The sequence below is a fragment of the Streptomyces sp. AC558_RSS880 genome, from assembly GCF_019049255.1.
In the GTDB taxonomy this organism is placed as follows: Bacteria; Actinomycetota; Actinomycetes; order Streptomycetales; family Streptomycetaceae; genus Streptomyces.
In genome coordinates this window covers 1-12,670 of record NZ_JAGMUJ010000015.1, presented here as the reverse complement: position 1 = coordinate 12,670, position 12,670 = coordinate 1, and the positions used below count along the sequence as shown (strand labels likewise).

The window sequence follows — 12,670 nt, the reverse complement described above, 5'->3', positions numbered from 1 at the left end:
TTCTTCAAGAGTTCTTCATCGGACCCGTCCTACGGTCGGTCTGCCCGCCGCGTCCGCGGACGGGTACGACAGAGAGCGGGAGAACCGGTGAGGGCGAATCGGGTACTGCTGGCCGCGGTGGCCTCGGTCATGGCGCTGGCGTTGACCGGCTGCGGGGGCGACGAGGGCGAGTCGGACATCCCGACGGCCGCGAGCGGCGGCGCGACCACGCAGTCCGCCGGCTCGGACGCGCAGGGCGGCGGGGACGACGTGGCCGCCTATGTGCAGGCACAACGCGAGTACGTGAAGTGCCTGCGGGAGAACGGGGTCGACGCTCCGGACCCGGACGACAAGGGGAACATCGACTTCGGTGACAACCGGGCCCTGAAGAAGGACGCGAAGTTCCAGGCCGCCACGGAGAAGTGCGCCGACCACCTGGCGGCCGTGCCCGAGAGCATCGAGAAGGACAACCAGTCCAAGCTCACCGCCGAGCAGATCAAGGTGAAGCAGCAGTACGCGAAGTGCATGCAGGAGAACGGGGCCGCCGACTTCCCCGACCCGGGCCCCGACGGCCTCGGGCAGGGGGACTGGGACCAGAGCTCCGCCGGTGCGAAGCGGGCCATCCGGATCTGCGGGCCGATCGTGGGCGTGCCGGAGTCCGCGGGCCCCGGCAAGGGCTGACCGTGGCGGATACGGTGACGCGGATCGATGACGAGTCCGGGACGGTGTCCGAACCGCCGCGCGGCGGACGGGGGCGGCGTACGGCGCTGATCGCCCTGGCCGTGGTCGTCGTGGCGGCGGTCGCCGTGGTGGGCGCCCTGGGCCTCGGCGGCGGCGAGGACGAGGGCCCGAGCGCACCGCCCCGGGCCGGTTCGCTGGTTCCGGTGACCCGGGCCACGCTGACCGAACGCACCGAGGTGGACGGACAGTTGGGGTACGGCACGGAGATACCCCTGCCGGTCAAGGCGACCGGGACCGTGACCGGGCTGCCCGAAGCGGGGACCACGGTGGAGCGCGGCGACACGCTGCTGCGTGTCGACGACCGCCCGGTGGTGCTGCTGTACGGGTCGCTGCCCATGTACCGGGACCTGGGACTGACCACCGCCGAGTCCGGGGCCGGCGCCGAGTCCGGGGCCGGCGCCGCGGACGGGGAAGCGGCTTCCGGTGAGGGCAAGCCGGACGGCGGGACCGACGACACCGCCGCCGCGGGCCCTGCCGCGACGCCGACGCCGACCGGGGCCGGGACCGGGGCCGGGGCCGCCACGGTGACGGAGCTCAAGGGCATGGACGTCCTGCAGTTCGAGACGAACCTGGCCGCACTCGGCCACACCGGTTTCACGGTGGACGAGACGTTCACCGCCAAGACCGCCGACGCCGTCGAACGGTGGCAGAAGTCGCTCGGGATGCCCGAGACCGGCACGGTCGGCATCGGTGACGTCATCTACTCCGCCGGCAAGGTGCGGATCGGCCGACCGGGCGTCCGGCTCGGCGAAGCCGTCACGGAGAACGCCCTCACGTACACCGGGACGGCCCGCAAGGTCGTGGTCAACGCCTCCGCCGCCGACGCCTCCTGGGCCGTACGCGGCACGGCCGTCCGGGTCCGGTTGCCCGACGGCAGGACCGTACGGGGCGAGGTGGCGTCGGTGGGCAGGCAGGCCAGTGCGCCCGAGGGCGGTTCCGGCGAGGACGGTGCGGAACAGGGCGGAGCGACCGTGCCGGTGACCGTCACGATCAAGGACCAGAAGTCCGTGGGGCGGCTGGAGAGCGGTCCCGTCACCGTCGAGTACGTCGGCCGCGAGGCCAAGGACGTGCTGACCGTCCCGGTCGCCGCGCTGGTGGCGCTCGCGGAGGGCGGTCACGGGCTGGAGACGGCGGACGGCGGCTTCATCGCCGTGAAGACCGGACTGTTCGCCGACGGCAAGGTGGAAGTGAGCGGTTCCGCGGTGCGCGCGGGACTGAAGGTGAGGATTCCGGAATGAGCGGCGGATCTCCGGCCGTCGTCGAGTTCGACGCCGTCTCGAAGACGTACCCGGGCCCGGTGGCCGCGGTCCGCGACGTGAGTCTGCGGATCGGACGCGGAGAACTGGTCGGGGTGGTCGGCCCGTCCGGCTCCGGCAAGTCCAGCATGCTCAACCTCATGGGCAGCCTCGACCGGCCCACCTCGGGCCGGGTCCTGGTCGACGGCTACGACGTGGCCGAACTGTCCGACCGCGAGGTCTCCGCACTGCGGGCCACCCGGATCGGCTTCGTCTTCCAGCAGTTCCACCTCGCGGTCGGCGTCCCCGTCCTGGACTCGGTGGCGGACGGGCTGCTCTACGCGGGCGTCCCGATGCGGCGGCGCCGGGCCAAGGCCGCGGCGGCGCTGGCCCGGGTCGGGCTCAGCCACCGCGTCCGGCACCTGCCCCACCAGCTCTCCGGCGGTGAGCGGCAGCGGGTCGCCGTGGCCCGTGCCGTGGTCGGCGAACCCTCGGTCCTGCTCGCGGACGAGCCGACCGGCAACCTCGACTCCGCGTCGGGCGCGGCCGTGCTCGCCCTGCTGCGCGAACTGCACGCGGCCGGCACCACCGTCGTGGTCATCACGCACGACCGTGAGATAGCCGCGCAGCTTCCGCGCCGCATCGAGATGCGCGACGGACGCCTGGTCGCCGACACGGCGACCGGATCGTCGGCCGGCTCGTCGATCGGGGTGCCCCGATGACGGACAGAGCCCCTGACTCCTCCGGGAGGGACCCGGGCGACCGGCTGCGGGCCGCCCGGCTCGGGCCCGCGGACGTCGTACGGCTCGGCGGGACGGGTCTGCGGACGCGTCCGCTGCGGGTCTTCCTCTCTGCGCTCGGCATCGCCATCGGCGTCGCCGCGATGATCGCGGTGGTCGGCATCTCCGGCTCCGGACAGGCGGAGGTGGACCGGCGGCTCGACGCCCTCGGCACGAATCTGCTGCGGGTGGCTCCGGGCGAGTCCCTGACGGGCGAGAAGGCCCGGCTGCCGTACGAGGCCGTCTCGATGGTCCGCCGGATCCCTCCCGTGCGGCAGGCGGCCGCCACCGGCGCGACCGACGCGCACGTCTACCGCAACGACCACATCGCCATCGGCCGGACCGGTTCCCTGACCGTGCTCGCGGCCGGCACCGACCTCCTGCCGGCGGTCGGCGGGCAGGTCCGCAGGGGACGCTGGCTGGACTCCGCGACCGACGAGTACCCGGCGGTGGTGCTCGGCGCCACCGCCGCCCAGCGGCTCGACGTGTACACGCCCGGCACCCGGGTCTGGCTCGGAGGGCGCTGGTTCTCGCTGATCGGCGTGCTCGATCCGGTACCGCTGGCGCCGGAACTCGACAGCGCCGCCCTGGTCGGATGGTCGGCGGCCCGGACCTACCTGCGCTTCGACGGCCATCCGTCGACGGTGTACGTCCGCGCGGAGGACAGCCGGGTCGCGGCGGTGCGGGCGGTGCTCCCGGCCACGGCGTACCCGGAGAAGCCGGGTGAGGTACGGATCTCACGGCCCTCCGACGCGCTCGCGGCCCGTGAGGCCACCGAGTCGGCGCTGACCGGGCTGCTGCTCGGTCTCGGCGGGGTCGCCCTGCTCGTCGGCGGTGTGGGCGTGGGCAACACCATGGTCATCTCGGTGCTGGAACGGCGTCCCGAGATCGGTCTCCGGCGTGCCCTCGGGGCGACCAAGGGCCAGATCCGCACCCAGTTCGTGACGGAGTCACTGCTGCTGTCCCTCATCGGCGGCCTGGGCGGAACGGTCCTCGGGACGCTGATCACGGCGGGATACGCCCTCAGTCGCGACTGGCCGACGGTGGTCCCGGCGTGGGCGAGCCTGGCGGGCATCGCCTCGACCCTGGCCATCGGCGTGATCGCCGGCCTGTATCCGGCGGTCCGCGCGAGCAGGCTGTCTCCGACGGAGGCGCTGTCCGGTACGTGAACGCCGCCGGGCGTCCCCGGTCGGGGCCACCCGGCGGCGTGTGTCACCGCGTGGTGCTCGGTACGGCGAAGGGGGCGTCAGAAGCCGCAGTGGACGTAGCTGCCGCCGTCGCTCAGCAGGTCGTCACGGATCCAGCCGGTGACGCCGGTGGCGTCGTTTCTGACGTACGTCCACGTGTAGCCGTCGTTGCCGACGGTGTAGCAGTGGTAGTCCAGCGACTGCGTGTTGTAGGCGACGCCCTTGATCGTACAGCTGGTGCTGGAACCACTGCGCTCGTTGGCCCCGTCGGCCGTCTTCCCCCACGAACTGCCGTCCTTGTCGGAGACGGTCGTGCCGCACGAGGCGTGCGCGGCGGCCGGCGTCGCCAGCGACAGCGGAACCGCCACGGCGACGGCCGCGAGCACGGGTGCGAGTGCCGCGAGTCGTTTCATGATGAACCCCCTCGTTGTCGTGTGTCAGTGCCGCGCTCGCGTGCCGGACGGTGCCGGGGCGAAAGCGGCGGCGCCCGTATCCACAGGGACGCGAGCGGCTCTCTGTACGATCACCCCCGAAATAGGGTGAAGAAATGATTCCGCCAACAAGTGGCTACTTTTTATTCACGAGAGGCCGGAAAACATCAAAGTGAAAGAAATAGGACATTTACCGATGATGTTGGCCCATGACGCCCTCTTGAAATCCGGAAACGAATGAAGGAGGCACGGTGAGCTTCCGGTTCCGCGTCCTCGGCATGCTCATGCTGGTGGCGTTGGCCGCCACCGCCGCCACCGCGTGGCTGACGCTGCGCCAGGCCAACCGTCAGGTCCAGGAGACCGTCACGGCCGGTGAGCAGGAGGTCTCCCGGATCACCGGCGCCCTGCGCGCGTACGGGTTCGCGCACGGCACCTGGGAAGGGCTCTCGCCCACGGTGGCCGAACTCGCCCGGGACACCGGCCAGCGCATCCGGGTCGTCACGGAGTCGGACGTCCTGCTCGCCGACTCCGACGCCCTCGCCGGCCGGGACCCCCGTGCGCTGAGCAGCCGGCCCGCGGTCCTGGTCGACCCGCGCCCCGTCCTGCGGTTCCCGGCGGGCCGGGCGCCGCGGACCTCGGTGAAACTCACCGCCACGGCGATCGCCGACTACCGCGCGGCCGTGGCGTACGCGACCTGCCTGACCCGGGCCGGAGCGGAGCCGACGGCCGCCGCGGACGACATCGGGGTGCCCGAGATCAGCCCCGGCCGGCGGCCCGCGCAGTGCGACGAACCGAAGCCGGGAGCGAACCCGCCGACCTCACGGGACGTCGAGGCGGTCCAGCCGTGCGGGACCGACCGGCGGCCCACCGCCTGCCTGCAACGGGTGTTCGACGAACGGACCGCTTCCGTCGCCCCGCCCCGCCTGGAGATCCGCCTGGGCGTGCGCGACGAGTCACCCCCCACCCTGGCCGCCGCGCCCACCGTGGCCGTCGCGGTGGGGGTCGCCCTCGCCGCCATCCTCGGCGCCCTGCTCCTGAGCAGGGCCGTGCTGCGCCCCGTCCGGGCCATCACACTGGCCGCGAAGGGGCTCGGCGAAGGCGACCTGGAGCGCCGCGTCCCCGTCTCCGGCCGGGACGAGATCGCGCAACTCGGCGGCGCCTTCAACCGCATGGCCGACTCGCTCCAGGCCGGCGAGGAGCGCCAGCGCCGCCTCATCGGCGACATCGCACACGAACTGCGCACCCCGCTGGCCAATCTGCGCGGCTACCTGGAGGCCCTGCGGGACGACGTCGTCGAACCGACCCCCGAACTGCTCTCCTCCCTGCACGAGGAGGCGATGCTGCAGCAGCGGATCGTGGACGACCTCCAGGACCTCGCGCTGGCGGAAGCCGGCGCGCTCACCTACCACCCCACCGAGGTCGACCTGGGGGAGCTGCTGGAGACCGCCCGCACCGCCCACCGCGCCCAGGCCGAGGCGTCCGGCGTCCGGCTCGAACTGGAGGCGAGCGGAACGGTGTTCGTGACCGCCGACCCCGACCGCCTGCGTCAGGTCTTCGGCAACCTGGTCGGCAACGCGTTGCGGGCGACCGCGGCGGGCGGCAGCGTGACCCTGGCCCTGCTCCCCCGGCGCGAACTGGCCGTCGTCGAGGTGCGGGACACCGGCAAGGGGATAGCGGAGAAGGACCTGCCGCACCTCTTCGACCGCTTCTGGCGGGCGGACGCGTCCCGGGGCCGGGCGACCGGGGGGAGCGGCCTGGGCCTGTCCATCGCCCGCCAGATCGTGACCGACCACCGGGGAACGATCGAGGTGCGCAGCACGGTCGGGGAGGGCACCACGTTCACCGTCGTACTGCCCGCGGTTCCGGGAGGCGGGCGTCAGGAGGACGCCGGGTCCGGACCGTCGTTGAGGCGGTAGCCCCGGCCGTACACCGTCTCCAGGTGGCGCGGGCGCCCGGGGTCCGCCTCCAGCTTCCGGCGCAGGTTCATCACATGGGCGTCGACGGTCCGCTCCTGCACGTCGTGGTCGAAGCCGAAGACGCGCTCGATGATCTGCGCCCGGGTGAAGACCCTGCCCGGTTCCCGGGCCAGCGCCTCCAGGATGGCGAACTCCTTGGCGGTCAGGGTCACGGGCTGTCCCGCCACCCGGACCTCGAAGCGCGCGGTGTCCAGCACCACCGCCCCGACCCGCAGCACCGCGGACTCCGCCGAGCCGGCGGCCTTCCTCGACCGGCGCAGCAGCGCCCGTACCCGCGCGGTCAGCTCGCGAGGGCTGTAGGGCTTGGTGAGGTAGTCGTCGGCGCCCAGGTCGAGGCCGAGGAGCATGTCCTCCTCGGTGGTGCGGGCGGTGAGAAGGAGAATGGGAACATCCGATTCGGTCCGCAGAATGCGGCACACATCGAGTCCGTCGACCAGCGGCAGCATCACATCGAGAACGATGAGATCCGGTTTCGACGAGCGGGCCTTTTCCAACGCCGCCCGGCCGTCGCCCACGACCTGCACCGCGTTGCCTTCCCGCTCCAGATAGATCCGGACCAGCCGAGCCTGTTTCTCGTCGTCCTCGGCCACCAGAATCCGAGCGCTCACCGATTCTCCCCCAACAGGATCCCGCGTACTCCCGAACGGTAGTACACGGCCCATGACGACGCACCGCCCCGCTCGGCCGTGCGCCGGACCGCGGGGAAGACGGTGCGGGCGGAAGTACTCCCGGCGTGATGAGTGCCCGTACTCATGACCGGAAGTGCCCTCGGGCCCACTGTGGAGACCACCGACCCGTACCGGCCCGAAGGACCCCCGATGCCGACTGCCTCCCCCTCGCGCCCGCGGCGACTCATCGCACTTGTCACGGACAGTCGGCTCGCCCGGAGCTATCTGGCGGTGTTCGCCGCCGGCATCCTGGTCATGTTCCTCTTCCCCGAGAGTCCCTACGCCATGAGTCCTCTGCTGCTCACGGCGCCGCTCTCCTTCCTGGGCCTGGTCTTCCCCTTCGGGCCCGGCACGGAGGGAAGCGGGACGGCCGAGGCACTGGCCACCGGCTTCTGGGTGGTGTGTCTCCTCCTGTGCGCCCTCGTGAACGCCGCCGTGCTCGGCGCCCTCACCAAGAGGCCGGCCCGGGAACCCTCCGCACCCGCTCACCCACGGACGTCACGGAACCTGCTGGCACCCGCCGTGGACAACTGGCTCGCGCGCGGATACCTCGCCGTGGTCGCGGCGTCGCTGGTCTTCTTCCTGTACGCCATGTACGTGCTGCCGGACCCGGGGTTCGCCGGAATATGGCCCCTGATGGCCGCGGCGCCGCTCAGTTTCCTCGCCCTGCTGGTGATGGCACCCGTGGAGCACTCCTCGCTCACCTGGCTGAGCCCGCTGGTCTTCTCCGCCGGTGTCCTCCTGTCCGGCTTGGTCAACGCCGTACTGATCGGCCTGCTCGCCCGCAGCCTGCGGGCCCGCCCCGCATAGGGGCGCTTCCGCGGCGACCCCGGCTCACCGTGCGGAACCGTGCTGCTCACGGGCGGCCGTGGGCGTACCGCCGGTCTCGAACCACGGCGGTGGAAGCCTGTGCCGTACGCACACGAGGCGATCCTGAACGAACCCGCCCAGGGGCTCGGACGCACGGCCGGGGGCGCCGAGCGGTTCGAGGGCCTCTCGGAGGACGACCGGCGCGCGGACGCTGCGTACGACGAAAGCGAACCGGCGTGTCCGCGAGCGCCTCAGAGGTGTTGTCCGGCTGCTCGGGCCAGTCGGCCGATGTCGTCACGGGTCCGTACCCCGGCACCGTCGAGTTCGGTTCCGCTGTCCGTCCTGGACAACGCCGTGACGTCTGCGAGCACGTCCTCCACCGCCCGGCTCAACGCCGCGTCATCAGTGAGCACCCGCACCCGGAACAGCGGCTCCTGGGCATGGGAGCGCAGGTCGCAGGCGCGCATCCGCACCGTGCCGAAGTCCACGCGTAACAGGAGGCCCTGGTGTCGCGGTCTCCCGTGCCACCGCCGAGTGCGTCCGACCCGAGGGCCCGGCAGTGTGGGCCGCTGTCCGGCGCCTGCCGCCGGCACCGGCCTGGATGAACAGCAAGGGCGGACAGCCGGAGGCCTGCCGCGTGGCCCGCACCGGCCCCCACATGACAGACCTGCCGCGGACATCACCCGAAACATGCGAAAATCCCACCCGATCGACCATGACCGCGGGCGGGCTTCGAGCCGTCCGCCTCACCCGGGAGGGAAGCCTCAGCTTGGCCCTGTCGCCGTCGAACCCGAAGTGGCCCGCCCTGCCCGACTACTTCCATGACTGGGCGCTGGTGGACGTGGAGACCTCCGGGCTGAGGCCCGGCCACGACCGTGTTCTGTCCCTCGCGGTCATCACGCTGGACGGACACGGCCGGCAGACAGGGGAGTTCTCCACCCTCCTCAACCCGGGCTGCGACCCCGGCCCGGTGCACATCCACGGCCTCACCCCCGCCCGCCTCGCGGACGCGCCCACCTTCGAGGAAATAGCACCGCGAGTGGGGGCACTGCTGAGCAGCCGTGTCCTGGTCGCCCACAACGCGCAGTTCGACTACGACTTCTTGGCCCACGAGTTCGCCCGTGTCCGCTCCTGGGTCCCGGTGAGCAGACGCCTGTGCACGCTGGCCCTCAACCGTCTGGTCGCGCCCACGACGCCCGATCTCAAGCTGGGCACTCTCGCCGCGCACTATGGCGTACACCAGGAGCGGGCCCACGACGCGCGGGACGACGTACGGGTGCTCTCCGGTGTCCTGCGTGGCTCCCTGAGCGCCGCCGAGCACCTGGGCCTGCCTCTGCCGCTCCTGACCTGTCCACCCCGCCAGGACTACAAGCCCTACGTTCCCAAGACCCCCTGTGCCTATCGCAATCCGGGCCGTCTGCGGGTGGGCGGGCTCCTGACGCAGGGGATGAAAGTCGCCATCACCGGGGACACCCGGATGTCCCGTGAGGAACTGGTCGCCCGCTCGGTGGCGGCCGGACTGAACATGATGACCTCGGTCAGCGGCCAGACCAGCGTCGTCGTCACCAACGATCCCGGTGCCGCATCCGGCAAGCTGCGTCGCGCCGCAGCCGAGGGCGTCCCCCTCGTGGACGAGCCGACCTACCTGCGACTGCTGGAGGACGTACAGCCCGGTCAGGCCAAGGGAACCGCCCGTGCCGGCACCGCCGAGCACCGGCGGGCGGCCAAGAAGCCCGAGAGGACGACGACTGCCCGGCCCGCGCCCGCGCCCGCGCCCGCGCCCGCGCCCGCGCCGAGCATTCCGGTGCAGCGCGCCACTGAGCCGACTGCACTCGAGACCAGGGCGGACGACAGGGCGCTGGCCGGGCGTCGGATCCTGGTCCTGGGCGGCACACACGAGGAGGCCGCGGCGGCACGCTCGCGTGTGGTCGCTCTCGGAGCCTCCGCGGCAGTCAACCTCTCGGCCAAGGTGACCGACGTCGTGGTGCTGCCCGGTGGCGAAGCGGACCGGCGTATGAGCCGTATCGCTTCCCTCGGCCTGTCCCTGCACGACGGCGACTGGCTCCTCGCACCCGCCCCCGCGCCGATGTCCGAGCCGGTGCGGAGCACGGTCGGAAACCAGCCGGACACGGCAGAGATACTGGTCCGAGGCGCCGTCATCGACCTGCCCGACGCGGACGCGGCCTGGACGGTGGCCGCGACGTGGGGCCAGCACACCGCCTGCGACGTGGACGTCGTCGCCTTCGCTCTCGACGCACACGAGCAGGTGGCAGGGGACGAGGACTTCGTCTTCTACGGCGCACCCGAGCACCCGGACGGCACCGTACGGCTCGCCACGGACGGCCCCACGGAGCAGGCCGTCACCGTTGACCTGGAGCGGCTGCCCCTGGAGGTCAGCCAGGTCGCCGTCGCCGCCGCGATCGACGGCGCCGCGACGTTCTCCGACGTCGGTGCTGTCGAAATCACCGTCACCCGCGGGATCGGCGCGGCCACGACCGCCCGCGCCACCCTCGACGCCGCCACCACCGAGCGCACCATGATCCTCGCCGAGATCTACCGCCGGGGCGACGGCTGGCGCCTTCGTGCCGTCGGGCAGGGCTACGACCACGGCCTGGCCGACCTGGCCCGCGGTTACGGCGTCGACATCGCGGAGTGAGCCCGGACTCACGACCTCGACGACGACGCCCTGGAGGCCGCGGCGAAGGAGCTGGGCACTTCCACGAAGCGGGACACCATCAACACCGCCCTACGTGAAATCGTGGCCCGCAATCGACGCCTGCGTGCCGTGCACGAGCTGCAGGATCTCGCGGACGAAGGCGCCCTCGATGCCGAGATCCTGCTGGACAAGCGCGACTACCGAGGTGGTTCCGCCCGGTGAGTGTGGCCGACTACCTCATGGACACGTCGGCCCTGGCTCGCGTACTGCTGCGTCAGGCGACCGCAGAGTGGGAGCAGCGGATGGCCGCCGGACCGGTCGCCCTGTGTGACCTCACTGAACTGGAGCTGCTCCACTCCGCATGTTCAGACAAGGACCGCGCGGCCATCCAGGAACGACTGAACCAGTTCGCTTGGTGCCCCATGCCCAACGGCATCTACCGCCGCGCCCGAGTCGTCCAGCGTGAGCTCACTGCCAAGGGTGAACATCGCAGCGCCGGAGCCGTCGACCTTCTCGTGGCCGCAGCCGCGGAAGAGGCAGGGCTCACGTTGCCGCACTACGACCGGGACTTCGAAACCATCGCCCGCGCCACCGGGCAGCCCGTCCGCATGATCGACTTCAAGGGGTGAGGCGGGAACGCCGGAGGGCGCCTACTCACACGAGTAGACGCCCCCCGACTGTGTCGGGGTGGCGGGATGTGAACCCACGACCTTCTTCGTCCCGAAGCAACTTGGATGAGCGTCTGACCTTGGGCCGCTGCGGCTCTCACCTGCTCCGATGGTCCGCAGGCGTTCGTGCTTGTCCGTCGGCGCTGTCACGCAGTCAGACACTCGCCCGGCAGACGCGATGCGAGCTTCAGTCGCCCGCGAACCACAGGTGACTACCTGGAGTGGCTGCGCACTCACTCAGCATCCTTGCGAGGTCGTCCCATGCGGCGAGCTGACGCTCGTCACCGCATCGTTGCTTCAGATCGCCGATCTCGCGGACGGCGGCCGCGGCCTCCTGCTCGTTCATCAACGTATCCCCGTACAGATCGACGGCAGTGAGTCTCCCGGGTACTCCGAGGAGCTGAAGCGAGCCGAGCGCATCGGCCAGAGCGTCGCCGTGCCCGTAGGAGCTCTGCAGGAGTGTCGCGCGCCAGTCCTTGCGTGCCGGCCGTGATGAGTGCAGCTCCAGATCAATCCCCATGCCTCATGATGCACACGCCGTGCCGTTGGACAGCCGCTCGTGCCCTGCGCGGTCATACGTGGTCAAGGCTCTTCGCTCACAGGTGTCTTCTTGCCCTGGGTCTTGCCGGGGATCTTGGGGAGCTGGGTTTTCGCTGGTCAGGGGCGTCGGGCTTGCGCGCCTGGTGGTCGTCGTTGGTCGTCCTTGGCCGCTGGTGAGCGGCCCCGGACAGCCCAGGGACGGCCCGGCGCCGACGCCCACTGGCTTCTCATGGGCAGGCCCTTGTCAGTGGCTACGGCTAGGGTCGCGGGCGCGCGGCCGGCATCCGAGGTGCCCAGCTCTGTAGTGCAGTTGCATCCCCGGTTCTGTCTGGGGGCGGCCCGGGAACAGCCCGGGACCCAACCGACGGCCGGGCTTCGTCGATGGCCAGGAGCGAGACCTGTCAGCGCCGGTCGCGCGCCTCTTCGTCCCAAACTGCCGGCAGAAGGTCCATCGAGGATCAGTGGCTGGTCGGAAGGCATCTGATGGCTGTTGGTAGTCGGCTGAGGTCAGGAAGTTCGCTGTACTTCGCTGCTGTATCCCTTGTAGCGGTACCGGGCCGATGTCCGGCCGGTACGATGCGCAGGCTGGGCAGTGTCCACGCGATGGGGGAGGGACAATGAGGATCAAGGATCCGGAGTACCCGGCAGCGGTCGAAGCGGCCGTGGAGATCCTGCGGAAGCGGGCCCGGCAGGGCCAGACCATCACGTACGGGGACCTGAGTGCCGAGTTGGCGACACAGGGCTTTGACTCCGTTCCGCCTCACCACGGAGTCATGACTTACCTGCTCAAGGATGTCTGCCTCTATCGCAACGAGGACGGACGAGCGCCGATGCTCTCGGCGATCGTGGTGAACAAGGCCAGCCGGGAGCCATCCGACCAGTTCTCCGGTCTTGCCCGAAGCCTGCCCTTCTCCCGGCCGGCCAACTGGAGTTGGCGGGACGAGCAGCAGCAGGTGTTCGCTCAGCACCGCGAGGGATGACGTCGGCCTTCGCCCCCCCC

Annotated in this window: 13 protein-coding genes and 1 pseudogene; 10 read left to right on the top strand and 4 right to left on the bottom strand. The window is 71.3% G+C overall.

Translation table 11 applies throughout. The annotated features are described in order from the left end of the window. Positions 1-87 precede the first annotated feature (87 nt). From KUM38_RS06300 to KUM38_RS06285, 4 genes are read left to right on the top strand one after another with little or no spacing between them, the layout of a single operon-like run. Positions 88-660, top strand: a complete 573-nt coding sequence (locus KUM38_RS06300) for a hypothetical protein (RefSeq protein ID WP_217128265.1) — start codon at positions 88-90, stop codon at positions 658-660. Positions 661-674: 14 nt separating this feature from the next. Next, positions 675-1,958, top strand: a complete 1,284-nt coding sequence (locus tag KUM38_RS06295) for a peptidoglycan-binding protein (protein WP_308408910.1) — start codon at positions 675-677, stop codon at positions 1,956-1,958. Then, a complete protein-coding gene (locus KUM38_RS06290) occupies positions 1,955-2,677 on the top strand; it encodes an ABC transporter ATP-binding protein (RefSeq protein ID WP_217128264.1) in 723 nt (240 codons plus the stop codon). The genes KUM38_RS06295 and KUM38_RS06290 overlap by 4 nt, the downstream gene beginning before the upstream one ends. Further along, the gene (locus KUM38_RS06285; RefSeq protein ID WP_217128263.1) at positions 2,674-3,903 is read left to right on the top strand and encodes an ABC transporter permease; all 1,230 of its coding nucleotides are present in this window, start codon (positions 2,674-2,676) and stop codon (positions 3,901-3,903) included. The genes KUM38_RS06290 and KUM38_RS06285 overlap by 4 nt, the downstream gene beginning before the upstream one ends. Before the next feature lie 77 nt (positions 3,904-3,980). Here the strand turns inward: KUM38_RS06285 and KUM38_RS06280 are convergent, their stop codons facing one another. Continuing rightward, positions 3,981-4,334, bottom strand: coding sequence for an SH3 domain-containing protein (locus KUM38_RS06280; protein ID WP_254396760.1), 354 nt, complete (start codon positions 4,332-4,334; stop codon positions 3,981-3,983). A gap of 269 nt (positions 4,335-4,603) precedes the next feature. On the opposite strand from KUM38_RS06280, the gene KUM38_RS06275 reads away from it, so the two are divergent. Next, the gene (locus KUM38_RS06275) at positions 4,604-6,268 is read left to right on the top strand and encodes a cell wall metabolism sensor histidine kinase WalK (RefSeq protein ID WP_217128262.1); all 1,665 of its coding nucleotides are present in this window, start codon (positions 4,604-4,606) and stop codon (positions 6,266-6,268) included. Here KUM38_RS06275 and KUM38_RS06270 read toward each other — a convergent pair. Further along, positions 6,229-6,936, bottom strand: a complete 708-nt coding sequence (locus KUM38_RS06270) for a response regulator transcription factor (RefSeq protein ID WP_217128261.1) — start codon at positions 6,934-6,936, stop codon at positions 6,229-6,231. The genes KUM38_RS06275 and KUM38_RS06270 overlap by 40 nt on opposite strands. A 210-nt stretch (positions 6,937-7,146) precedes the next feature. Between KUM38_RS06270 and KUM38_RS06265 the strand changes: the two genes are divergently transcribed. After that, complete coding sequence (locus KUM38_RS06265; protein ID WP_217128260.1) at positions 7,147-7,806, top strand: SCO4225 family membrane protein; 660 nt, start codon at positions 7,147-7,149, stop codon at positions 7,804-7,806. Positions 7,807-8,057: 251 nt separating this feature from the next. Here the strand turns inward: KUM38_RS06265 and KUM38_RS06260 are convergent, their stop codons facing one another. Further along, complete coding sequence (locus KUM38_RS06260; protein ID WP_217128259.1) at positions 8,058-8,294, bottom strand: hypothetical protein; 237 nt, start codon at positions 8,292-8,294, stop codon at positions 8,058-8,060. 281 nt (positions 8,295-8,575) lie between these two features. Between KUM38_RS06260 and KUM38_RS06255 the strand changes: the two genes are divergently transcribed. The 3 genes and pseudogenes from KUM38_RS06255 (at position 8,576) to KUM38_RS06245 (ending at position 11,091) form a co-directional block, all read left to right on the top strand. Next, complete coding sequence (locus KUM38_RS06255; protein WP_217128258.1) at positions 8,576-10,462, top strand: TerD family protein; 1,887 nt, start codon at positions 8,576-8,578, stop codon at positions 10,460-10,462. Between the two features lie 12 nt (positions 10,463-10,474). Next, positions 10,475-10,684, top strand: a pseudogene (locus tag KUM38_RS06250) (type II toxin-antitoxin system VapB family antitoxin); the annotation flags it as partial. Then, positions 10,681-11,091 carry a PIN domain nuclease gene (locus KUM38_RS06245; RefSeq protein ID WP_217128257.1) on the top strand — a complete coding sequence of 137 codons (411 nt, stop codon included), beginning with the start codon at positions 10,681-10,683 and terminating at the stop codon, positions 11,089-11,091. The pseudogene KUM38_RS06250 and the gene KUM38_RS06245, both read left to right, overlap by 4 nt. 226 nt (positions 11,092-11,317) lie before the next feature. Here the strand turns inward: KUM38_RS06245 and KUM38_RS06240 are convergent, their stop codons facing one another. Next, complete coding sequence (locus KUM38_RS06240) at positions 11,318-11,650, bottom strand: hypothetical protein (RefSeq protein ID WP_217128256.1); 333 nt, start codon at positions 11,648-11,650, stop codon at positions 11,318-11,320. Positions 11,651-12,287: 637 nt separating this feature from the next. Here KUM38_RS06240 and KUM38_RS06235 point away from each other — a divergent pair. Continuing rightward, on the top strand, positions 12,288-12,650 hold the full coding sequence (locus KUM38_RS06235) for a hypothetical protein (protein WP_217128255.1): 363 nt from the start codon (positions 12,288-12,290) through the stop codon (positions 12,648-12,650). The last annotated feature ends 20 nt before the right edge of the window (positions 12,651-12,670 follow it).

Bases quoted from the DNA above. Each gene is read 5' to 3' on its own strand.
- KUM38_RS06290 (WP_217128264.1), top strand. From the start codon at position 1,955: ATGAGCGGCGGATCTCCGGCCGTCGTCGAGTTCGACGCCGTCTCGAAG.
- KUM38_RS06285 (WP_217128263.1), top strand. From the start codon at position 2,674: ATGACGGACAGAGCCCCTGACTCCTCCGGGAGGGACCCGGGCGACCGG.
- KUM38_RS06280 (WP_254396760.1), bottom strand. From the start codon at position 4,334: ATGAAACGACTCGCGGCACTCGCACCCGTGCTCGCGGCCGTCGCCGTG.
- KUM38_RS06265 (WP_217128260.1), top strand. From the start codon at position 7,147: ATGCCGACTGCCTCCCCCTCGCGCCCGCGGCGACTCATCGCACTTGTC.
- KUM38_RS06240 (WP_217128256.1), bottom strand. From the start codon at position 11,650: ATGGGGATTGATCTGGAGCTGCACTCATCACGGCCGGCACGCAAGGAC.
- KUM38_RS06235 (WP_217128255.1), top strand. From the start codon at position 12,288: ATGAGGATCAAGGATCCGGAGTACCCGGCAGCGGTCGAAGCGGCCGTG.